The sequence below is a fragment of the Bacillus sp. TH19 genome, from assembly GCF_016651075.1.
Lineage (GTDB): Bacteria > Bacillota > Bacilli > Bacillales > Bacillaceae_G > Bacillus_A > Bacillus_A mycoides.
Window position 1 is genome coordinate 2,370,984 of sequence record NZ_JAEKEO010000007.1, and the last position, 20,748, is coordinate 2,391,731.

Consider the following 20,748-nt stretch of genomic DNA (forward strand, 5'->3'; position numbering starts at 1 on the left):
AGTGTGGGATAAATAAACAGTGTGTAGTAAGATCGTTGTGTCTTTGAAATAAAATAGTACTGTATGGGGTCCCACCCGATACCTATCAAGCTATACTTCTGAAATATCCCCAAAACGAAAATTTCATCCTTTCATAGTTGTCCATAGGATCTTAGGTCGATTTTCATTTTTGAGAAGAATACATTTCTCAAATTGATGGCAATATGGGGGGAAATAATGTTACGATGTTTATAAAAAAGTAGTTAGACTAGTGTGTTTTACTCCGATTCATTTCAAAATATAATTGAAAATCCATCTTTAAATTAAAAAAGAAGGTGTTACCTTTATATATTAATAACTTCGAAATATTGTATAACAGATAATTTTTATGCATTATTGATTAACATTGCTTATTGTGCTAACGAATCAGGATAGTGTGGCGACCGACAAACTAAATAGTTGCTTATCCTCAATTATTAGAAGGAAAGTTCTATCATTTCGAGAATTTATTAGACATAGACGAGTGCTATAATTTTCTATATCTACATATAAGAGGTGACTACGCATGAATCAAAGACCGTCAGAAGAAGAATACGCCGGGAACTCCGGCGAATATATCCGTTTGGTACCGGACGGTAACATCATCGATATTCTGCTCGCCCAGGAAAAACAAATGACCGAGCTCCTGGCATCGTTGACCGAAAGCCAGTACGCGTATCGGTATGCTGAAGGAAAATGGACGCTGAAAGAAGTCGTGGGCCACATTGCAGACTCGGAACGCGTCATGACCTACCGCCTGCTCCGGTTCGCAAGAGGGGACCAGACGTCTCTGACTGGTTTTGATCAGGAATTGTTCATGCCTCCTTTCGGAAGTTGGACAACCGAGCAATTGGCCGAAGACTACCGGGCCGTACGGCAATCAACGATCACATTGCTGCGCGGGCTACCGGCGGAGGCGTGGACCCGCAAGGGCACAGCCAACAACCTAAGCATTACGGTGCGCGCCCTCGCATACGGCATCGCAGGACACGAACTTCATCACATGGGGGTCATCCGAAATCGGTACTTGAGTTAATCGTCGGCTGAGGCCTTTGGAATGGAACTAACACCTCTCATACAACCTTAGATATTAGATACCGTTCTTATTGGGGTCCCGCCCTACAACCATCAACTTAAGGATTTAGACTATTTTTGAAATTAAAAGCACATTACTATTCTCTTATGTTAATGAGAAAAGGTGACGTGCTTTTTATGAATATGCACCAAAAACAAGAGTTATCTTTATTTGCCGAAGCGTTATATCGATTTTTTTCATTTGGGGGTATTTGTTTTTCTTAGCTTGATGGTGATGGGGCACTACTCTATAATGGTCAAATTAAAATTTAAAACAGTTATAGAGACTCCGTTCCTCGGAAATATTGTAACTATTAAGTTGTAAAAAGAACCGTAGTTTTTCATTTTTGGAAAGGCTATGACCTTTTTTAATGGTGACATGGATATGATGAGAGGAAGTTGAGTTATTTTAATCAAAAAAAATTGATTAATAAGTTGCATAAAGAACTAAACAGCGTATATACTATAAATATCAAAAAAAGTTGATGAAGGGAGAGTGAACTACAGTGGCGCAAGATTTTCAGCTCTATGAGAAAAAATTCAAAGCATTAGCGGATCAGAAGCGTTTAGAGATTATGTATGAACTTTGCCAGCGAGGCCAGACTTGTGTATGTGATCTAACAGAGATTTTTGAAATGACGCAATCTAAGTTGTCATATCATTTAAAGATCTTATTAGATGCAGGTTTAATTGTAAAAGAAACAAAAGGTACGTGGAGTTATTATGATTTAAATGATGCGGAAGTAAATAATTTATTATCAGAAGAATTATGCTGTATCTTTAGAAAAACAGGCAAAGGTAGCTGTTGTTAAAATTTTGCACCATTAATCAAAAAAAATTGATTAATAACATATAAAGAGGAGGAATAAGCTATGAGATATGTTCACGTTGGTATAAATGTTACGGATTTAGAGAAGTCTGTTGAATTTTATGGAAAGGTATTTGGTGTGTCACCAGTTAAGGTGAAAATGGATTATGCAAAATTTTTATTAGAGACGCCAGGACTTAATTTCACGCTGAACGTGCGAGATGAAGTTAAAGGAAATCAGGTAAATCATTTTGGTTTTCAAGTGGATACAGCTGAAGAAATTACATTACATAAAGAAAGATTAGAAAAAGAAGGTTTCTTTGCGCGTGATGAGATGGATACAACTTGTTGCTATGCAGTTCAAGATAAGTTTTGGGTAACGGATCCTGATGGTAACGAGTGGGAATTCTTTTATACAAAAGCACATAGTGATGTTCATAAAATTGAAGAGCCTTCTTGTTGCACGACTTCTAACGTAGTAGATAAAAATTCTTGTTGTTAATAGGAGATGGAAAATAAAATGAAACGTTTATCTTTTCTAGATCGATATTTAACACTATGGATTTTTCTAGCTATGGCTGTTGGGATTGGTTTAGGGTTTGTGTTTCCTAGTGTAGTAGACGGACTAAATACATTACAAGTTGGAACGACGTCCATCCCGCTCGCTGTTGGTTTAATTGTCATGATGTATCCACCGTTGGCGAAAGTTCGTTACGAGGAAATGGGCCGGGTATTTAAAGATGTAAAAGTATTGGTTTTATCTTTAGTGCAAAACTGGATTATTGGTCCTGTACTTATGTTTGTTTTAGCAATTATTTTTCTTCCAGATAAGCCAGAATACATGGTCGGACTCATTATGATTGGTTTAGCACGCTGCATTGCAATGGTAATTGTTTGGAACGACCTTGCAGATGGGGATAAAGAGTATGCAGCAGGTTTAGTGGCTTTTAACTCCGTATTCCAAATGTTATTCTTCTCTGTTTATGCATACGTGTTTGTAACAGTCATTCCAGAATGGTTAGGGATTGAAGGGGCTATTGTCGATATTACAATGGGAGAAGTAGCGAAATCAGTATTTATCTATTTGGGAATTCCTTTTATAGCAGGTATGTTGACACGTTTTGTACTCGTTAAGTTAAAAGGAAGACAGTGGTATGAAAAGGTGTTTATACCGAAGATTAGTCCACTTACATTACTTGCATTACTATTTACAATCATCGTTATGTTCTCTTTAAAAGGGGAAATGATTGTTAGCGTACCATTAGATGTAGTAAGAATAGCAATTCCGTTATTAATCTATTTTATTGTAATGTTTTTTGTTTCTTTCTTTATGGGAAGAAAAATTGGTGCAAACTATCCGGTGACTACAACGTTAGCATTTACAGCAGGTAGCAATAACTTCGAGTTAGCAATTGCTGTAGCAGTTGGTGTGTTTGGTATTCATTCAGGCGCAGCATTTGCAGCTGTTATCGGGCCGTTAGTTGAAGTACCTGTAATGATTGCACTTGTAAACGTCGCTTTTTGGTTTAAGCGTAAATATTTTAATGATCAACCAGTATAATTTAAAAATAAAGGCGGAAAACAACATGGAAAACAAAAAGACAATCTATTTCTTATGCACAGGAAATTCATGCCGAAGCCAAATGGCAGAAGCATGGGGCAAACAATATTTAGGAGATAAGTGGAATGTATATTCTGCAGGAATCCAAGCACACGGAGTAAATACAAATGCTATTAAAGCGATGAAAGAAGTAAATATCGACATAACAGATCAAACATCAGATATAATTGATGTAAATATTTTAAATAACGCTGATTTAGTTGTTACCCTTTGTAGTCATGCGGATTCTGTTTGCCCTTCGACACCTCCGCACGTAAATCGTGTTCACTGGGAATTTGATGACCCGGCAGGAAAAGAATGGTCTGAATTTCAACGTGTTCGCGATGAAATAGGAGAGCGTATAAAACGATTTTCTGAAACAGGGGAGTAAATAAAGGAAAGAGCCAATCTTCTATTGTATAGGGGATTGGCTCTTTTTCTATACATAGTCACTACTGCATTGGTTTACAACAACTATCTCAACGAATGTAGAATATTATGTAAGAATGATATAGTTAGAATAGTAGTCCACCTCTATTAAATTTATATATATAATACTATTAATAATGAATAGAATTTTGGTTTTTAGAGTAATCGAGATAGTAATCATAAAAAATAGCGTGTAATAAAAATTTTTTCACATGAAAGGAAAAAAGGGTGAAACACATAATAAAAGACGTATTAATAAATTATTTTAAAGAAATCCATTCACTAGCAGTGGAAGAAGAGCTACATAAAAATAGCTGGAATACAGATTTACACTATAAAATTATGGTGAATGGAAAGCGATATTCCGCACGGTTTATCAATAGCAAGCGAACAATCAATCCAGCTTTTGGGGCGTTATCAAACGAACAACTGATAGAGCAAGTACGTTTTACGTATTATTTATGCGAGCATGGAGTCCTTTTTATGCAAATTAATAAAAATAGGTCAGGAGAGTCATTTACATTAGTCGCTTGGAATGATGAACAATACCGATTTATATTGTCTAATTGGATTGAAGGAGAACATATTACACTCTGTACGGAAGCTATCGCAGAAGCATTTGGAAAGGAAGCAAGAAAGGTTCATGATATTTCTAGTGCATTTCAAAGCGCGATTTTTCAGAAGAAATCTCATTTGGATGGGTATGCCCAGTTTATTAATATGTTAGAAAGCAAGACAAGCACATGTAAGGAATTGCGGGAGTATATAGATCTTGCTAAATATCATATAGACTGCGCATATACGAGTGAATTAGAGTTTATTGTACAAACAGACTTAAATCCTTTGAATGTTTTATGGGGCTCAAGTCAACAGGTAAAAGGAATTGTAGATTTTGAATCTATTAGTTATGTTGACCGTATTGAAGGGTTAGCCTTTTTAATAAAATGGTACTCTCGAACGAAAGGAATACAGTCGCATAAAGTATGTCCGGAAGTTGCTAGAGCATTTTTAGAAGGGTATAAAGCTAATAACATTTTAACTTCAAATGATTATAAAAGACTTTCTTCGTTGCTATGGTTATCCGGTAGTTTAAATTGGAACTTCGTTAAAAAGACGATGAGTCTATTTGGTGACGGGAGAGAATTAGAGGAACATTTGAAAGTTTATAGAGTAAGGGGAGAAAGGTTGTCTTCATTGTTTTAATTTGTAGATAACATTTCTTCTCTTTTGGGATTTATAAAACAAAGCATATGAGGTGTTCTAAAAATGAAAATACAAATTGTATTGTTTGACGGATTCGGAGAGCTTGTCTCCTTTGCACCTTTTGAGGTATTGAAAAGAGCGATAGAAGAAGGGGCTCCGTTTACGGTTGAATTAGTTTCTAGTGAACCAAAACAAGAGGTTACTACTTCGTTTGGAGTTACGGTTAAACTACATGATTTTTTACGAATGGATAATCGTCCAGATTTGTTAATTGTACCCGGAGGTGGCTGGAATCATAAAGCTGAACATGGGGCGAGAAAGCAAGCAGAGATTGGAACTTTGACCAAAATGATTAGAGAGATGCACAATGAAGGAACGATTGTTGCGGGAGTTTGTACTGGAGGTATGTTACTAGCTGCATCCGGTATATTGAATGATAAAAAGGCAACAATGCATCATTTGGCGCAGAGTGAAATTAGTCAATATGGGGCAGAACTTCTTCATTACAGAATTGTGGATCAAGGCGATATTATTACTGCAAGAGGAGTTACTTCAGGGATTGATTTAGGTCTTTGGATCACGGAAAGGTTTGCAAGTCCCAAAATTGCAGCTGCTGTTGAATATAGAATGGAATACGAGAGGCGAGGTGTTGTTTGGAAGTGATTTGAACGTAATCATAGTTTTTTGCTGTAGAGCGTATTACATATCCTTAAAGAAAAAGGGCCTACTCGTATGAGTTGGTTCTTTCTTTTATACACTACTATTTTTTACAGTAATATCTTTTCCAAAAGAGCATAGAATGGATCATGTATTTTGTTTCATAGTGATAATGATTTTTATTATATATTCATAAATTAGCAAAAAGTAGTTTACAAATTTGCGTCTGGCTTATATAATTTGACTCATATAAAAAAGTTTCCCCAGGGAAACTTAGGTATGGATTTACATTCATATTATATTTTTTTGTCCGAAAGTTGCCTTTGTGCAAAATAATTATATTAACGAAAAAAAGAAGGGGGAATACACAAAAAATGAGTGAGGCTATAATCGTCAAAGATTTGTTTGTATCCTATCAAGGGAATCAAGTAGTTCAAAACGTTTCTTTTGAAATTGAAAAAGGAAAACTCGTTGGAATTATCGGTCCAAACGGTGCGGGGAAATCTACTTTAATGAAAGCTGTTTTAGATTTAATCCCAAGTGATAAGGGATATGTTCGGATTCTTGGAGAGGATATTCGAAGCGCTAGAAAACATGTTGCATATGTACCGCAAAGAAGTGATATAGATTGGGATTTCCCGATCACAGTAATAGATGTCGTACTAATTGGAACGTATCCATCTTTAGGGATGATGAAAAGGCCGAAGAAAGAGCATCGGGATTGGGCGTTTGAATGTTTAAAAAAGGTCGGAATGGAAGAGTTTAAAAATCGTCAAATTGGTGAGCTTTCAGGCGGACAACAACAACGTGTCTTTTTGGCGAGAGCTTTAGCACAAAAGGCAGAGATATTTTTCTTAGATGAACCATTTGTTGGAATTGATGTAACAAGTGAAGAGACAATTATTAAAATTCTTAGAGAGCTACGTATAGAAGGGAAAACGATTGTTGTTGTACATCACGATTTAAGTAAAGCAGAGTCCTATTTTGATAAATTACTATTACTGAATAAAAGCTTAATTCATTACGGGGAAGTACGACAAGTATTAGAACCAACTGTTATGTCAAAAGCATATGTGAATCAAGGAATATTGTTTAATAATGCAGCGGAGGTACATTCATCATGAAGATTGTAGAATTTATAGATGCATTAACGCAGTACAGTTTTCTGCAGAAGGCGCTTTTAACTTCCGTTATGGTAGGAGTGATTTGTGGGGTAATAGGATGTTTTATTATTTTACGAGGTATGGCATTAATGGGTGATGCGATCTCACATGCCGTTCTTCCTGGAGTAGCACTTTCTTATATGATCGGTATGAACTATTTCATAGGGGCGGTTTTAACAGGTGTTATTACTGCAGTTGGAATTGGATTTGTAAGTCAAAATAGTAGAATTAAACATGATATGGCGATAGGGATTATGTTCACTTCTGTTTTCGCTGTAGGGATTATTTTAATTACCTTTATGAAGAGTAGTTCTGATTTGTATCATATTTTATTCGGGAATGTCCTATCAGTTCGTTCTTCTGATATGTGGATGACACTTATTATCGGAGTGGTTATTATCGGGCTTGTGATGCTATTTTACAAAGAATTACTCGTATCCACTTTTGATCCAACGATGGCGCAAAGTTACGGATTACCGAACAAATGGATTCATTATGGCTTAATGATACTACTTACAATGGTTACAGTAGCATCACTTCAAACTGTAGGAATTATTCTAGTTGTCGCTATGCTTATTATACCAGCGGCTACAGCGTATTTATTAACAAATCGTTTATGGGTCATGATTTATTTAGCCGCAGGTATTGGTGCACTTTCATCTGTAGTAGGGCTATATTTTAGTTTCTCTTATAATCTTGCTTCAGGTGCAACAATTGTTCTTGTCGCAACATTCTTGTTCGCATTGGCATTCTTTTTTTCACCGTCACAAGGTTTGTTTTGGAGAGCTATCAAAATTAGAAAAAATAGAGCAGAGTTGTCATAATTGATTGGAGGATAAAGATGAAATTCAAAAATGTTTTATTATCGATACTTTGTATTTTCGTATTTGCATTAACAGCGTGTTCGAGTAACACCAATGGAAAAGAAGAGGGCAATGGAAAATTAAAAGTTGTAACTACATACTCCATTATATATGATATGGTGAAGCAAATTGGTGGAGATAAAGTTGAGATTCATAGTCTTGTTCCGATTGGAGCTAACCCGCATGAATATGATCCATTACCAAAAGATGTTATGAAAATGACAGATGCAGATATGGTGTTTTACAATGGATTAAACCTAGAAGAGGGCGGAGCATGGTTTAAAAAACTATTGAAAACTGCAAACAAATCAGAAAAAGATGCACCGGTTTATAAAGTAAGTGAAGGTGTAGAGGCTATTTATTTAGAAACTAAGGGATTAGAAAAAGAACCAGATCCGCATGCATGGATGAATATTAAAAATGGTATTTTATATGCTGAAAATGTGAAAAAGGCATTAATTAAAGAAGACCCTAAAAATAAAGAGTTCTATACTAAAAATGCCGAAAAGTATGTAGCAGAACTTCAAAAGTTACACGATGAGACAGTGAATAGAATTCATCAAATTCCTGAGGAAAAACGTTTCTTAATCTCTAGTGAAGGTGCTTTTAAATACTTTGGAAAAGCGTATGACATTAAGACGGGATACATTTGGGAAATTAACTCAGAAAACCAAGGTACGCCAGATCAAATTAGAGATGTTGTAAGTGTAATTCAAACAAACAAAGTTCCAGCTTTATTTGTAGAAACAAGTGTAGATCGACGTAGCATGGAAACTGTTTCAAAAGAAACAAACGTGCCAATTGGAGGGACAATTTTTACAGACTCACTAGGTAAAACGGGTGAGGATGGAGATACGTATTTGAAAATGATGAAATGGAATATAGATACAATTATTAATGGATTACAAAAATTATAAAAGGCTTCGTAAAATTCAACAACAATTCCTTCACCCTTTTATATGTTAAGAAACTTCGCATAAATCTGTCCTTATAGGTCAAAATATGTAAGGTATTGTGCTGGAATGCACTTGCCTATTCTAAATAAGGAGTGAGATGAATGGCTGATAAAAACGAACGTAACCGTGTCGATAATGATGCTGGCGAAGCGGTAGGAACTGGTGTCGGTGCTGTCGCTGGAGCTGCTGTAGGTTCTGTTCTTGGTCCACTTGGTACCGTTGCAGGAGCCGTTGTAGGAGGAGCGATGGGTAACAAAGTCGGCGAAGGTGCCGATGAAGCTAATGACAGTGTTGCGACCCGAGAAGATTAGAATTTAACCAAAGTGACACTGAATGAATTGGATTCCCAAAAAAGGGAGTCCTTTTTTTATTAAGTTAATTCAGCTTTTTTAGGTAAATTCCCAGTAAGATTGTAAATCAATTCACTTAAAGTAACGGGTGCGTTAGTTCAACAAGCTATAAGCAGCAATCATAATCATTTTCTTAATCTTCAGCAATCGGTCGTTATTGCTGAATAAACCTTAGATTTTTAATCGACTTTATTGTTATATTTTTGAGTACAGTGAAGTATCTTATATCGGAAATTAAACAACTATATTTTAACCCCGTCCTAAATTTAGAACGGGGTTATGCTTGTTTTAGCTTTTAAAGTTTAATAGCACCACCTAAATGGAAGTTTTATCTCGCAACGAAGAGGTAACTCCAGTTCTAAAAGAAGGGCCTGAAGTGTTTTGGAGTTTGTAGAGTTGATAGATGCTTTAAGATATGTTTCATCAAGTCGTGATAAACCTTTTAAAGCTTATAAGCATATTACTGAAAATTGGGATGATAACAAGGATAGTGTAAATTCACAGTGGAAAAATATAATTGAGGGATTATCAATTTCCAGTGTCAAAGGTGAAGCATTCAAGGCAGTTGCTAGTACCATAGAAGGTTTCTTTAAGGAACAGGAATGACTTAATAGTCATTCCTGTTTGTTTTTTTGCGGTATCAAGTTAAGAAGCACACTCTTCCCCAAAAATCATAAAAATGAACTTCGGTTCTGTGAAAAAAATCCATTTAGGGGGTGCTTTAAAATCTTAGCTTGATGGATGTGGGGTACCACCCCATATTAGAAAAAACGATATTTTGATGCAAAGTTATGGTGCAAGCAAGAGCATTAAAGTTCTATCGCTAATTCTTTTTTTGATATAATAGATGTGAAGCAGGAAATAGATAGAAAGATACTTCTAGTGATTTTATACTTAAAATGTAGGGAGATTGAACAGAGTTATGGGGAATGAAAAAGAAATTAGTTCCGCTAAATTAATATGGAAGATGACGCGCCCACATACATTAACGGCGACGTTTTCTCCTGTAATTTTAGGGACAGTGGCATCACTTTACATTGCAGAAATTCATTGGCTTTTATTTATTGCGATGATGGTTGCATGTTTAGCGTTGCAAATAGCAACGAATTTATTTAATGAGTACTATGATTTCAAACGTGGATTAGATACCGCTGATTCAGTTGGCATCGGTGGTGGAATTGTCCGTCATGGATTGAAACCAAAAAATGTTTTAACAGTTGCGCTTTTATTGTATGTAGTAGCAGCATTTATTGGAATTTATATTTGTATGAATAGCAGCTGGTGGTTAGTCGTTATTGGTTTAATCGGGATGGCGGTTGGCTATTTATATACAGGTGGTCCCTTACCAATTGCGTACACTCCGTTTGGAGAATTAGTTTCTGGATTGTTAATGGGGACATGTTTTGTACTCATTTCTTTCTTTATTCAAACGAATACTATAACGATTGAAAGTGTATTGATTTCCATTCCAATTGGAATTTTAGTAGGTGCAATCAACATGTCGAATAACATCCGAGATATCGAAGAAGATATTAAAGGTGGAAGAAAGACATTGGTAATCCTCCTTGGGAGAGAGAAAGCAGTAGTAACACTAGCTGTAGCCTTTTTCATTGCTTATTTATGGATTGCCGTGATTGTATTGATGGGTTATATAAGCCCTTGGGCATTAGTTATGTTCCTAGGTTTGAAAAAGCCAATCTCTGCAATTCAAAGTTTCCAAAAAGGAGCAAAGGATCCCGGGTATATGCGCATCGCAATGAAATCAACAGCGATGACAAATACGATTTTTGGCTTCTTATTATCAGCAGGATTATTAATTAGTTATCTGTTTTAAATAAAAACTATTGTTAAGTGACTAAACCCCAATTTCTCGATTTTAATTTAGAGAGATTGGGGTTTTTATTTTGAGTTTGTTTAATGTTGTAAACTATTTTCATTTGAAATGCAAATACCAATAAATTGCAACTTCATCACTTGTCATATCCAAACTTTTATAAATAAGAAAATCAAATCCACCTATTACAAATCCACATTTTTCATAGAACTTACATGCTGCGACATTATTATTTTGCGTTTCAAGCATGATACCGGGCATGTTGGCTTCTTTTGCCCATTGCTTTGCTTGATCAACTAATCTTTTACCAACCCCGAGTGTACGATGTTTTTTATCCACCGTTATATCTTCTATGTAAGCATAGTGATTCCAATTCTTTTTCAATACTATTAATCCGATGATTTGGTTATGTAACAGTGCTATGTAAATTACTTGATTGGGCTTATTTATATATTCATTGTACGCCAGTTCTTCATTATCATTTTGTAAATAACTTTTTTCATAACTCGGAACGTCTTCTACTGTATATTCTATGCGTCTATTTACTTTTGAAAGAGAAAGAATTAACCGAGCATTCACTATAAAACTGTCATCAATCTCCGGGTGATTGTCTAAATCATTTGTTTCTAACTTTCTAATTAAAAGGCTCATCGTGATACCTCCCAAATCATATTATTTCTTCTGGTTCTTTATGTGATTCAAATTCATTCCAATTACAAAATTATAATGGAATTTCAATAGTAAGGCTATCTCTGCATTTTATCTTTATATCAGTATGCTATTATCTTGATATAACTATGTTACATTTAGTAGTGACAGAAATAGTGAAAGATTTCTAATTGGTTAAAATATAAAATGAACTATTTCTTTATAAAAATAAAATTAATCATGGGGAAGATGAAATATGCAAAGAACAATTTTAATTGTAGAAGATGAAGATATTTTACGTGAAATAATGAAGGATTACCTACTAAACGAAGGATATAACGTCTTAGAGGCGATTGATGGGAAAGAAGCATTATCTATATTTGAAGAACATGAGGTACATTTAATTATTTTAGACATTATGTTACCGGAATTAGATGGTTGGGCGGTCTGCCGGCGAATTCGTAAGAAATCTAATGTACCTATTATTATGCTAACGGCTCGGGTGGATGAAGATGATACCTTACTCGGATTTGAACTGGGAGCAGATGATTATGTTACAAAACCATATAGTCCTCCTATTTTATTGGCAAGAGCAAAACGATTAATTGAAAGCCGATATACTTCTACTGTTAATGTATCTATTGAAGACACATTAACTAGTAGTGGTATTCATGTACATTTCCCTTCTCGTACAGTAAATATAGATGAGAAAGAAATAAATCTGACGCATACAGAATTTGAAATATTAACGTATTTCATGCAAAATCAAGGGATTGTAATTTCAAGAGAACAACTAATCAATAAAATTTGGGGTTATGAATTCGCTGGGGATGATCGTACTGTTAATAGTCATATCCGTAATTTGCGTCATAAATTAGGGCAAAAAGCGACTTGTATTGTAACCGTTGTTAGAACTGGTTATAAATTTGAGGGGCAGGTATGAAAAAAGGAATTGTATTAAAGTTATTTATATTAACAACGGCATTATGCACACTTATTTTAGTGACTATTTTTATTGGACAAACCATATTTTTTAAGCAATATTATTCGAATCGAAAAGTTAATGATATTAAAACGAATATTCAATCCTTTGAAAAGGCATATATAAAAGCTGGAGATGACGCGAAAAGGATTCAAGAGTTGGAACAAAATTTCTACCAAGATAATGCGACATGGATTACAACGTTAAATAGTGTAGGGAATATAAAATATGCAAATGATTTTTCTTTAGAAATTCAGTTAGATCCTAACGGAAATAACACCTTTTCTGAACGTTTAATTCAGATACCGTTGTATAGTTTTGTTAATTTAGAAGATATACAAAGGATAAAAGATAGTTTAGAACAGGGGAATCATATTATTATCGATGGAGTGCAGGAAGGTGATGCAGTAGTCCCTGCGATGTTAACAATAAAAGAGAAGAATATTGGTTTGGAGAACAAGCAGTTGTCAGAGAAGTTATATGGCCCAAAAGTCGCATCTTCAAAAGAAAATTCACAGTTATATTTAGCAGGAAGTATTAAGAACGTGCAGTTACCGGAGGGTACTGTAGGAACTAACTCTATTTATGGAAATCGTGTGTTAATAGATAGAATAAAACAATTTCAGGTTGATTTAATATTAAATCAAAAACCAAATAATATTACTTCTACAGAAATAGTGGATTATGAAGAAAATGATATTAAATATAAACTATTAATCAAACTAACAATAGATGCAGATGGTAAGGTGAATTATATATTTGCTATGACATCATTACAGCCAGTTGATGAAGCTGTGCAAATGATAAAGGATTATTATGTATATTTAATTATATTTGTATTGATTTTAATCGTTTTGATATCGTTCTATTATTCAAATAAAATCGCCAAACCACTATTACAAATAAATGATACTACAAAAAAAATCGCTGGTTTAGATTTCTCAGAGACGATACCTATTACTACAAAGGATGAAATAGGTGATTTATCAAAAAATATTAATACACTTTCTAAGGCTTTGCATTCGTATATTAATCAATTGCAGCAAGATATAGAGAAAGAAAAGCAATTAGAAAATACACGTAAAGAATTTATCGCGGGTGTTTCACATGAGTTAAAAACACCTTTAAGTATTATGAAAAGTTGTATTTCAATTTTGGAGGATGGTGTTGCTAGTAATAAAAAGGATTATTACTTTAAAGCAATGTCAAAAGAAGTAGATAAAATGGATATGCTCATTATTGATATGCTGGAGTTAGCAAAGTTCGAGTCTGGTACGTATAAAATGGAAATGGATGTTTTCCATATTGATGAGATGATTGATTATATATGTGAGCAATTAACCTCGGATATAACAGCTAAGCAATTACATGTGCATAAACAACTTTCTAAAATTGAGGTAGTTGCAAATCCACATCGAATAGAACAGGTGGTTACTAACTTTATTACGAATGCGATTCGTTACACACCGGAACATGAGAATATTATTATTTCTACAATAGAAGAAAATGAACGTGTAAAAGTATGTGTAGAAAATAAAGGAGCACATATTGAACTAGAACATTTAGAGAAAATATGGGATCGTTTTTATCGAGGAGATACGTCTCGTCAACGCTCCAAAGGTGGAACAGGATTGGGCCTTGCTATTTCAAAAAATATATTAGAGCTGCATGGTGCGGAATATGGTGTTTCGAATACAGAAGATGGAGTGTTATTTTTCTTCTACTTAAATAAAAACGTGTAGAATTTTCGTTCTACACGTTTTTATCATTTTTAAACAAAATCGACATTATCTGCATTTTATCTTTATCCGTCTCTATTAATCTATTTATTGTAGATACCGGTTGAAACGAATGATTCAGTCGAGTAAAGGCTCAGCCTTATAAATAATGAATATGAAAATTAATAGGGAAAGGATCGAAAAATAATGAAAGAATCACAAAGTAAGGAAAAAACAAGTCGATTAACTAAGGTAATAATATCTCTAGGAGTTGTTTTAGCAACGACCTTTTTCACTTTCTTTTTAATTGGAAAATGGCACTCTATCCCAGCGAAGGGAGTAGCTAATGAAAGTATGAAACAAGTTAATACGCAACAACAAGAAAAGAAAAAGGAAACACAACCGACAAAACAGAAAAGACCTGATGGAAAACCGGTAGGAAAAGTTGTGTATTTAACATTTGATGACGGTCCTAGCGAATTGACTGGGAAATTTTTAGATGTACTAAAAGAGCAAAATGTTGCTTCGACATTTTTTATGCAAGGTAGTAATTTACAAAATACAGGTTTTCAGGAAAATGTAAAACGAGCAGTAAAAGATGGACATTATATTGGTGCACATAGTATGACACATAATAGTGATAAGTTATACAAAAAAGGACAATTTGTACCAGAGATGAAAGAAACGTTAGATCTTATCCATAATATTACGGGTACAACTCCTAAACTAGTCCGTCCACCATATGGATCTGCACCAGGATTAAAGGGTGAGGAAATTCGTAATCAAATTGTAGAAGCAGCAATAAAAGTTTGGGATTGGACAATAGACTCAAATGATTGGAAGTTAAAAGATAATCCAACTCAGATTATCGAAAATGTAAAGAAACAGACAACAGAAGAAGTAGAAGTTGTTTTAATGCATGAAAAGGCGCAAACATTACAAGCTCTTCCTGAAATTATTAAATTTTATAAAGAGCAAGGGTATGAATTTGGGGTATATAATGATGAAGATCATTTTCGTCTAAACTTCCAGAAAGATCAACGTCTATAGTGAACGTGGTTATCTTAACAAGGTGTTTTTTATTACTAAATCAATAACTAAGCCAAAAGTCGATTTCCTATACGATAAAGAAATCGACTTTTTCTTTATGAAATTTTACTTTGTGTATGAAGCCTGTGTTTTATGATGAATATATTGAACTCATTTTAAAACGGCATTTGAGGGCTCGTATTATTTTTTCTAAATTTATTAGTTAAGATTATTCGACAATTATATAAATAATCATTTAAAGTATAAAATATACACATCTTAGGGAGGGCATATATGTGAAGAAGTGGATGAAAATTGTTCTTTACTCTTTACTAGGTATTTTACTTATAGGAAGTATTACGTTTTTGACTTGGTCTCAGTTTACTTATAAACCAACGAAAGAGGCTTTGTCGTTAGTAGATGATAAAAAAGATGAAGGTAATATAGTATTTGGAGAGAAAGATGCTAAAATAGGGGTTATTTTTTATCAAGGAGCTAAAGTAGAAGCTGAGGCTTACAGTTACTTAGGAAAAGCTCTTGCAAAAGAGGGGCATGTTGTAGTAATGCCTAAGTTACCATTAAATTTAGCGATACTTGGAATCAATGCAGTAGACAGTGTAATTGAACAGTATCCTGAAGTTCAAAAATGGTATGTTGCGGGGCATTCAATGGGAGGAGCTATGATTTCTAAGTATGCTTTTCAACATGAAGACAAGGTAGACGGGATCATTTTCTTAGGTTCGTATCCTGCAGATGATTTTTCTACCAAATCGATTCCAATGTTATCAATTTATGGAGAAGTAGATGCTTTAGCAACTGTAGAAAAAATAGAGAACAGTAAAAAGTTAATGTCAAAGAATACAACTATGCACATGATAAAAGGCGGAAACCATGCTCATTTTGGCATGTATGGTGAGCAAAAAGGTGATAATGCGAGCTTAATTACGTCAAAAGCACAACGAGATGAAACAGTGAAAGTAATTGAAGAATGGTTATTAAAACAATGATAGCGAATGTAATAAATTTACCGAAAGGATTCTCCCATCTCAAGCATGTGTAGGAAGATAGCCTAACGGTAGGTGGGAGAGATAATAAAGAGCCAACTCGTACGAATTGGCTCTTTTATTTATTTGCTATCTCCAATTGTCCCCTTATTTTCTCCGGAATGTCCTTTTCAGAAATAATGTCGTAGGAATAGACATACTTACCTTTCACATGAATTTTTAAGTAAGTTTTTCTTATAAAATCATTAGGAGTGTTCGTTCCTACTTTATATTCCTTCTCATTCCTTAATTCATCAACACCTTTTAGCGAGTACATAGCTCTTCCTTTATGATGGTAATCTGGAACGCCATATTCCTCCGCAATAGCGTATACATTTTTTTCTTCAGCAATCGGATTAAATCTGTCTAAATCTCCGCGTAATATGAAAGGTAGTAAGTATATAGGGAGGCCTATTCCTAGTATGCAAATTACAAATTTCTTCATGATCGTTTCTCCTCTTGTTCATTTACATGATTCAGTATAGAAAAAAATTCTTATAAATATAGAGGGAAATTCCTTAAGGTTTTCTTAATAAAGTTTAACCGTGTGAAAAAAGATTAACTTGAGCATTAAGCTTACGGAATGAATAGCCAAATAACCTGTTTTCTTTATTTTTTGATGGTAGGTTATTTGGTTTTATATTGGTATGAGTGAATTAAGAAATAAGTGGGATTTAGGAACTAGAATAAATTTATCTTACAGTAATAAGAGAATTATCTAAATAAATGATAGTGAGAACAATTAAAGAAAGCATCTAGTGGGGTGCTTTTTTCTTTTGGAATAGAGAATCCCATGGGGCAGTTACATGTAATTTAGTGCTGTGCTTCTAGGTCATTGGAAAATCCAACGATAAAAAAAGAGGGGGAAGGCATTTTTTATTGAAGCTTGTTAATGATAGCTTTTTAACTTGAGAGGGGGATCGTAAAATAGATTATTAATCTCTTTGATAATTTTTATTTTCCTTATAGCTGGCATACTGTATTAGAAATTTTTAATTTTGAAAGGAGAATCAATAATTATGGGTAAGAAAAGAAGAATAAGTAATAAGTTATTACTTGTCAGTGCAATTTGTACAATAACAATTCCCTCAGTATCATATGCGGAGGAAGTAATTTCACCTGAAAATTTTACGAGTTCTTCAAGTTTGTATGAGGGACGGAATACGGAAGTATTGAAAACAAGCTTATATCCTGATACATATAATTATCTGTTTAACCACCAATTTATTTCGAAATTAAAGGAAGCAAACACAACTATAAAAAAAGTAGACAATAGTGATGATGAAAATCCTATTATATCTACTACTCTTTCATTTATTCGCCATATGAATAGTGAAGATTATAAATCTGCATTTGATTTAACCTCAAGGTCATTACAGAAAATAATATCCAAAGAATGGTTGAAGAGCTATTGGGAGGGACTGCCAGTTCAATTACAAGCAGGTTCTTTTATAGAAATTGGAGAGGTTACACAAAAAGAGACAAATCCTGTTCATACAAATGTGGAGATTCAATTAGTTTTTGAACAAATGACTGTACCTTTACTAATAAAACTAGATCCATCTGGAAAAATAGACGATTTTCAACTCAGCATGTCGTTTAGTCCTGTTGCAGAGCGTCCATCATATAGTAAGCCTGAATCATTTGTTGATAAAGAAGTAGTAGTTGGAAGTGGTGCATTTCCATTACCAGGAACATTGTCTGTTCCAAAAGGAAAGGGTCCTTTCCCAGCGGTTATTCTTGTTCAAGGATCTGGAGCAACTGATCAGGATGAAACAGCGTTTGCTTTAAAACCATTTCGCGATTTAGCTGAAGGTCTTGCATCGAAGGGAATTGCTGTCCTTCGCTATAATAAACGAACATATGAACATGGGTTGAAAACACAATTCAGTCCCTTTTATACAGTTGATAAAGAGACAACAGATGATGCTCTTCTTGTAACTCAATTTCTTAAAAATGAGCCTCTAATAGATAAGAATCAAATTTATATTCTGGGTCATAGTCAAGGTGGAATGATGCTTCCGAAAATGATTGAAAAAGACCAAAATCAAAATATTGCTGGGGCAATTGTAATGGGAGGGCCAGCTCGTACGATCCAAGACGTTGTTTTAGATCAATTTGAGTACCTTTTTTCTATTGGAGCAATGAACCTAGAGGAATATAAATTCTACAAATCGCAATTTGAATTATTAAATGATCCCAATTTCTCTAGTCAGAATCCCCCAAAAGATTTTTACTTAGGATCAGCAGTATTTTGGGATTCTATCCGGAAAATTAAAGCAGCAGAAATGTCAAAAGAACAAAAGACACCGCTTCTTATTATTCAAGGAGAAAGAGACTATCAAGTTCAATCAAAAATCGAAATTCCTCTTTGGAAAGAACAATTAAAAGAACGAGATAACGTTGATTATCGACTATATCCAAAGTTAAATCATTTCTTTACAGAGGGGGATGGGGAAATAAGTAAGCCGGATGAATATTATAGTCCTGCTAATATACCTGAGTATGTTATAAATGATATTGCTGCTTGGGTGCAAGGAAGATCGCAATTAAATTAGCAACCATATGTTTTAATAAAGGCTTTCTTTCTGTAATCAAAATAGAAACCAGCATCCAGTAGATTTCTTCTTAAAAGAAGTAGAAAAACTTGAAGATGGTGGGCTATGGTTGAAATATGTAACAAAACTTGTTTAACCGTCATTTAACAATGAAGATACATTATGGAATGTATCTATATAATGAAAAAAGCGCTATTCTTTTTGTAGAAATATACAGAAAGGATGGCTTTTTTTCGCTTTATAGATAGTACAAAACCTTAGTTTGATAGTGATGTGGTGATACCCCATGTTAAATAACAGAACGGAATTTTGATTAATATAAATATCGTGTTGTAGTTTTTCATTCTTTAAATCAATGTCAATTTTTATAGGTATATTTAAGTTTCGTTTCATATTTAAAGAGTTGTAGCCATCATATAGCTATAACGTTTCAAGTTTTAAATAATAAGTACCGTTGCTGGAGAATCGACTTTTTTAATGAAATGGAAATGAGTAAGGTAAGAGAGTTTAAAAACATAAAATAATAGGAATTGTCTTTGTTATTTTATATTTAATGGATTGGCTTTGGCTTTATTTACTATGGGACATGCGAATTCGCATTAAAGTTCAAGAGAGAAATATATGAACGTACACGGATCGAAAGTACGATTGGTATTGGTCCGAATTTATTATTGAGTAAAGTAGCGATGGATATTGAGGCGAAAAAGAATAAAGATGGAATAGCGTATTGGACATATGACGATATACCCGAGAAGTTATGGAGTATTAGACCACTCAGTAAATTTTGGGGTATATCGTATAAAACGGAAATGAAATTAAATCGAAAAGGTATACATACGATTGGGGATTTAGCAGAGTACCCATTGAATTATTTAAAACAATCATTTGGTGTAATAGGAGAAGAATTACACTTGCATAGTAACGGGATTGATTTCAGCAGAATAGCAGAGAAATATGTTCCAGCGACAACATCTATAGCGAAAAGCCAAATATTATTTCGTGATTATTCAATTGAGGAGTTCATCGTTATTTTATTAGAGCATATAGAAGAAGTTTGTTACAGATTGAGACGAGAAAAGAAATACGCGCAAACGATTCATTTTTCAGTTGGGTATAGTAGGGAATACGGAGGAGGAATAAAAAAAGCACATACGTTAAACAGAGCAACAAATTTAACGATGGATATTTACAATGTTTGTACATATTTTTTATACGAGCGGCATACAGGGGAGCCGATTCGATCGATAAGTATTTCATTAACAAATTTAATAAATGAAGGAGAAGAGCAAATTTCACTTTTCGATAACATTATACAAAGGGAAAAAGAAATGCGATTAACGAAGGTTATGGACGAAATTCGAACACGATTTGGTAAGAACAGTATTTTACGTGGCATTTCCTACACAAGCGTCGCAACAGCAAGATATAGAAACACATTATTAGGAGGACATAAATCGTGAAGAATGCTAATATGCCAAAAGGAAGAGGTATGGTAAAGTGGCAACCGTTTGCCAGTATGCCAGAGCAGTTCGTCTGTATTAAAGAAATGATACAGGAGCAAACGAAAGTCCCGCGTCCAATCTTGACGCAAGATGCAAAGGAAATGATTGGAAATAAGCTGCTATGTTCATTTTTAGGTGAAGAAGAGGTTTTACTTACATATTATAAAGATGGCTATCTATATAAAAATTACATAACAGTAGCTGATATAAATCCATTAAATAAGACGATTACTTGTACCGATGCTTTTCATAATCAAAGGATGTTTAAGTTTGTTGATGTAATTGAAGTGAATTAGAGGGGGAGAAATAAAAA

Annotated in this window: 21 protein-coding genes and 1 pseudogene; 20 read left to right on the forward strand and 2 right to left on the reverse strand. The window is 34.1% G+C overall.

From position 1 onward, the window contains the following. The first annotated feature begins 544 nt into the window (after nt 1–544). The 13 genes from JFU54_RS15970 (at nt 545) to menA (ending at nt 10,955) form a co-directional block, all read left to right on the forward strand. Nucleotides 545–1,054 carry a DinB family protein gene (locus tag JFU54_RS15970; protein ID WP_002142397.1) on the forward strand — a complete coding sequence of 170 codons (510 nt, stop codon included), beginning with the start codon at nt 545–547 and terminating at the stop codon, nt 1,052–1,054. Nucleotides 1,055–1,598: 544 nt separating this feature from the next. After that, complete coding sequence (gene arsR, locus JFU54_RS15975) at nt 1,599–1,904, forward strand: arsenical resistance operon transcriptional regulator ArsR (protein WP_000046014.1); 306 nt, start codon at nt 1,599–1,601, stop codon at nt 1,902–1,904. A 60-nt stretch (nt 1,905–1,964) separates the two neighbouring features. Further along, nucleotides 1,965–2,402, forward strand: a complete 438-nt coding sequence (locus JFU54_RS15980; protein ID WP_201065284.1) for an ArsI/CadI family heavy metal resistance metalloenzyme — start codon at nt 1,965–1,967, stop codon at nt 2,400–2,402. Between the two features lie 18 nt (nt 2,403–2,420). Continuing rightward, on the forward strand, nt 2,421–3,461 hold the full coding sequence (arsB, locus tag JFU54_RS15985; RefSeq protein WP_002128038.1) for an ACR3 family arsenite efflux transporter: 1,041 nt from the start codon (nt 2,421–2,423) through the stop codon (nt 3,459–3,461). Between the two features lie 25 nt (nt 3,462–3,486). Next, nucleotides 3,487–3,891: an arsenate reductase (thioredoxin) gene (arsC, locus tag JFU54_RS15990; RefSeq protein WP_201065286.1), complete on the forward strand. Its 405-nt coding sequence runs from the start codon at nt 3,487–3,489 to the stop codon at nt 3,889–3,891. Between the two features lie 266 nt (nt 3,892–4,157). Further along, nucleotides 4,158–5,132, forward strand: a complete 975-nt coding sequence (locus JFU54_RS15995) for a phosphotransferase (RefSeq protein WP_201065297.1) — start codon at nt 4,158–4,160, stop codon at nt 5,130–5,132. Between the two features lie 63 nt (nt 5,133–5,195). Further along, nucleotides 5,196–5,795 (forward strand): DJ-1/PfpI family protein, encoded by a 600-nt coding sequence (locus JFU54_RS16000; RefSeq protein ID WP_016120473.1) that lies wholly within the window; start codon nt 5,196–5,198, stop codon nt 5,793–5,795. Between the two features lie 368 nt (nt 5,796–6,163). Continuing rightward, nucleotides 6,164–6,913: a metal ABC transporter ATP-binding protein gene (locus JFU54_RS16005; protein ID WP_002084653.1), complete on the forward strand. Its 750-nt coding sequence runs from the start codon at nt 6,164–6,166 to the stop codon at nt 6,911–6,913. Further along, nucleotides 6,910–7,776, forward strand: coding sequence for a metal ABC transporter permease (locus tag JFU54_RS16010; protein WP_201065298.1), 867 nt, complete (start codon nt 6,910–6,912; stop codon nt 7,774–7,776). The genes JFU54_RS16005 and JFU54_RS16010 overlap by 4 nt, the downstream gene beginning before the upstream one ends. A gap of 17 nt (nt 7,777–7,793) precedes the next feature. After that, a complete protein-coding gene (gene mntA, locus JFU54_RS16015) occupies nt 7,794–8,732 on the forward strand; it encodes a manganese ABC transporter substrate-binding protein/adhesin MntA (protein WP_201065312.1) in 939 nt (312 codons plus the stop codon). 140 nt (nt 8,733–8,872) lie between these two features. Beyond that, nucleotides 8,873–9,082, forward strand: a complete 210-nt coding sequence (locus JFU54_RS16020) for a glycine zipper domain-containing protein (RefSeq protein ID WP_088039723.1) — start codon at nt 8,873–8,875, stop codon at nt 9,080–9,082. Between the two features lie 435 nt (nt 9,083–9,517). Then, nucleotides 9,518–9,727, forward strand: a complete 210-nt coding sequence (locus JFU54_RS16025; protein WP_201065638.1) for a hypothetical protein — start codon at nt 9,518–9,520, stop codon at nt 9,725–9,727. Nucleotides 9,728–10,043: 316 nt separating this feature from the next. Beyond that, nucleotides 10,044–10,955, forward strand: coding sequence for a 1,4-dihydroxy-2-naphthoate polyprenyltransferase (menA, locus tag JFU54_RS16030; RefSeq protein WP_201065315.1), 912 nt, complete (start codon nt 10,044–10,046; stop codon nt 10,953–10,955). Between the two features lie 99 nt (nt 10,956–11,054). On the opposite strand, the gene satA is transcribed toward menA, so the two are convergent. Further along, the gene (gene satA / locus JFU54_RS16035) at nt 11,055–11,606 is read right to left on the reverse strand and encodes a streptothricin N-acetyltransferase SatA (RefSeq protein WP_201039107.1); all 552 of its coding nucleotides are present in this window, start codon (nt 11,604–11,606) and stop codon (nt 11,055–11,057) included. Between the two features lie 253 nt (nt 11,607–11,859). Here satA and JFU54_RS16040 point away from each other — a divergent pair, with 253 nt between their 5' ends. The 4 genes from JFU54_RS16040 (at nt 11,860) to JFU54_RS16055 (ending at nt 16,339) form a co-directional block, all read left to right on the forward strand. After that, a complete protein-coding gene (locus tag JFU54_RS16040; protein WP_002013625.1) occupies nt 11,860–12,546 on the forward strand; it encodes a response regulator transcription factor in 687 nt (228 codons plus the stop codon). After that, nucleotides 12,543–14,327: a sensor histidine kinase gene (locus tag JFU54_RS16045; RefSeq protein WP_201065317.1), complete on the forward strand. Its 1,785-nt coding sequence runs from the start codon at nt 12,543–12,545 to the stop codon at nt 14,325–14,327. The genes JFU54_RS16040 and JFU54_RS16045 overlap by 4 nt, the downstream gene beginning before the upstream one ends. 183 nt (nt 14,328–14,510) lie before the next feature. Further along, nucleotides 14,511–15,353 carry a polysaccharide deacetylase family protein gene (locus JFU54_RS16050; RefSeq protein WP_201065321.1) on the forward strand — a complete coding sequence of 281 codons (843 nt, stop codon included), beginning with the start codon at nt 14,511–14,513 and terminating at the stop codon, nt 15,351–15,353. A gap of 275 nt (nt 15,354–15,628) precedes the next feature. Next, nucleotides 15,629–16,339 carry an alpha/beta hydrolase gene (locus tag JFU54_RS16055; RefSeq protein WP_201065324.1) on the forward strand — a complete coding sequence of 237 codons (711 nt, stop codon included), beginning with the start codon at nt 15,629–15,631 and terminating at the stop codon, nt 16,337–16,339. 115 nt (nt 16,340–16,454) lie between these two features. Here the strand turns inward: JFU54_RS16055 and JFU54_RS16060 are convergent, their stop codons facing one another. Then, the gene (locus JFU54_RS16060) at nt 16,455–16,820 is read right to left on the reverse strand and encodes a YxeA family protein (RefSeq protein ID WP_002013629.1); all 366 of its coding nucleotides are present in this window, start codon (nt 16,818–16,820) and stop codon (nt 16,455–16,457) included. Between the two features lie 574 nt (nt 16,821–17,394). Here JFU54_RS16060 and JFU54_RS16065 point away from each other — a divergent pair. The 3 genes and pseudogenes from JFU54_RS16065 to JFU54_RS16075 all read left to right on the forward strand — a co-directional run bounded on the left by JFU54_RS16065 (nt 17,395) and on the right by JFU54_RS16075 (nt 20,731). Next, nucleotides 17,395–18,933: an alpha/beta hydrolase gene (locus JFU54_RS16065; RefSeq protein WP_002165492.1), complete on the forward strand. Its 1,539-nt coding sequence runs from the start codon at nt 17,395–17,397 to the stop codon at nt 18,931–18,933. Between the two features lie 590 nt (nt 18,934–19,523). After that, nucleotides 19,524–20,393, forward strand: a pseudogene (locus tag JFU54_RS16070) (DinB/UmuC family translesion DNA polymerase); the annotation flags it as partial. After that, a complete protein-coding gene (locus JFU54_RS16075; protein ID WP_201065329.1) occupies nt 20,390–20,731 on the forward strand; it encodes a YolD-like family protein in 342 nt (113 codons plus the stop codon). The pseudogene JFU54_RS16070 and the gene JFU54_RS16075, both read left to right, overlap by 4 nt. Nucleotides 20,732–20,748: the final 17 nt, after the last annotated feature.

Excerpts from the sequence above, each read along its gene's own strand:
- JFU54_RS16005 (WP_002084653.1), top strand. The coding sequence starts at position 6,164 with ATGAGTGAGGCTATAATCGTCAAAGATTTGTTTGTATCCTATCAAGGG.
- JFU54_RS16010 (WP_201065298.1), top strand. The coding sequence starts at position 6,910 with ATGAAGATTGTAGAATTTATAGATGCATTAACGCAGTACAGTTTTCTG.
- arsB (WP_002128038.1), top strand. The coding sequence starts at position 2,421 with ATGAAACGTTTATCTTTTCTAGATCGATATTTAACACTATGGATTTTT.
- JFU54_RS15980 (WP_201065284.1), top strand. The coding sequence starts at position 1,965 with ATGAGATATGTTCACGTTGGTATAAATGTTACGGATTTAGAGAAGTCT.
- JFU54_RS16050 (WP_201065321.1), top strand. The coding sequence starts at position 14,511 with ATGAAAGAATCACAAAGTAAGGAAAAAACAAGTCGATTAACTAAGGTA.
- JFU54_RS16000 (WP_016120473.1), top strand. The coding sequence starts at position 5,196 with ATGAAAATACAAATTGTATTGTTTGACGGATTCGGAGAGCTTGTCTCC.
- menA (WP_201065315.1), top strand. The coding sequence starts at position 10,044 with ATGGGGAATGAAAAAGAAATTAGTTCCGCTAAATTAATATGGAAGATG.
- satA (WP_201039107.1), bottom strand. The coding sequence starts at position 11,606 with ATGAGCCTTTTAATTAGAAAGTTAGAAACAAATGATTTAGACAATCAC.
- JFU54_RS16060 (WP_002013629.1), bottom strand. The coding sequence starts at position 16,820 with ATGAAGAAATTTGTAATTTGCATACTAGGAATAGGCCTCCCTATATAC.
- JFU54_RS16065 (WP_002165492.1), top strand. The coding sequence starts at position 17,395 with ATGGGTAAGAAAAGAAGAATAAGTAATAAGTTATTACTTGTCAGTGCA.
- JFU54_RS15970 (WP_002142397.1), top strand. The coding sequence starts at position 545 with ATGAATCAAAGACCGTCAGAAGAAGAATACGCCGGGAACTCCGGCGAA.
- arsC (WP_201065286.1), top strand. The coding sequence starts at position 3,487 with ATGGAAAACAAAAAGACAATCTATTTCTTATGCACAGGAAATTCATGC.
- JFU54_RS16020 (WP_088039723.1), top strand. The coding sequence starts at position 8,873 with ATGGCTGATAAAAACGAACGTAACCGTGTCGATAATGATGCTGGCGAA.
- JFU54_RS16040 (WP_002013625.1), top strand. The coding sequence starts at position 11,860 with ATGCAAAGAACAATTTTAATTGTAGAAGATGAAGATATTTTACGTGAA.
- JFU54_RS16045 (WP_201065317.1), top strand. The coding sequence starts at position 12,543 with ATGAAAAAAGGAATTGTATTAAAGTTATTTATATTAACAACGGCATTA.
- mntA (WP_201065312.1), top strand. The coding sequence starts at position 7,794 with ATGAAATTCAAAAATGTTTTATTATCGATACTTTGTATTTTCGTATTT.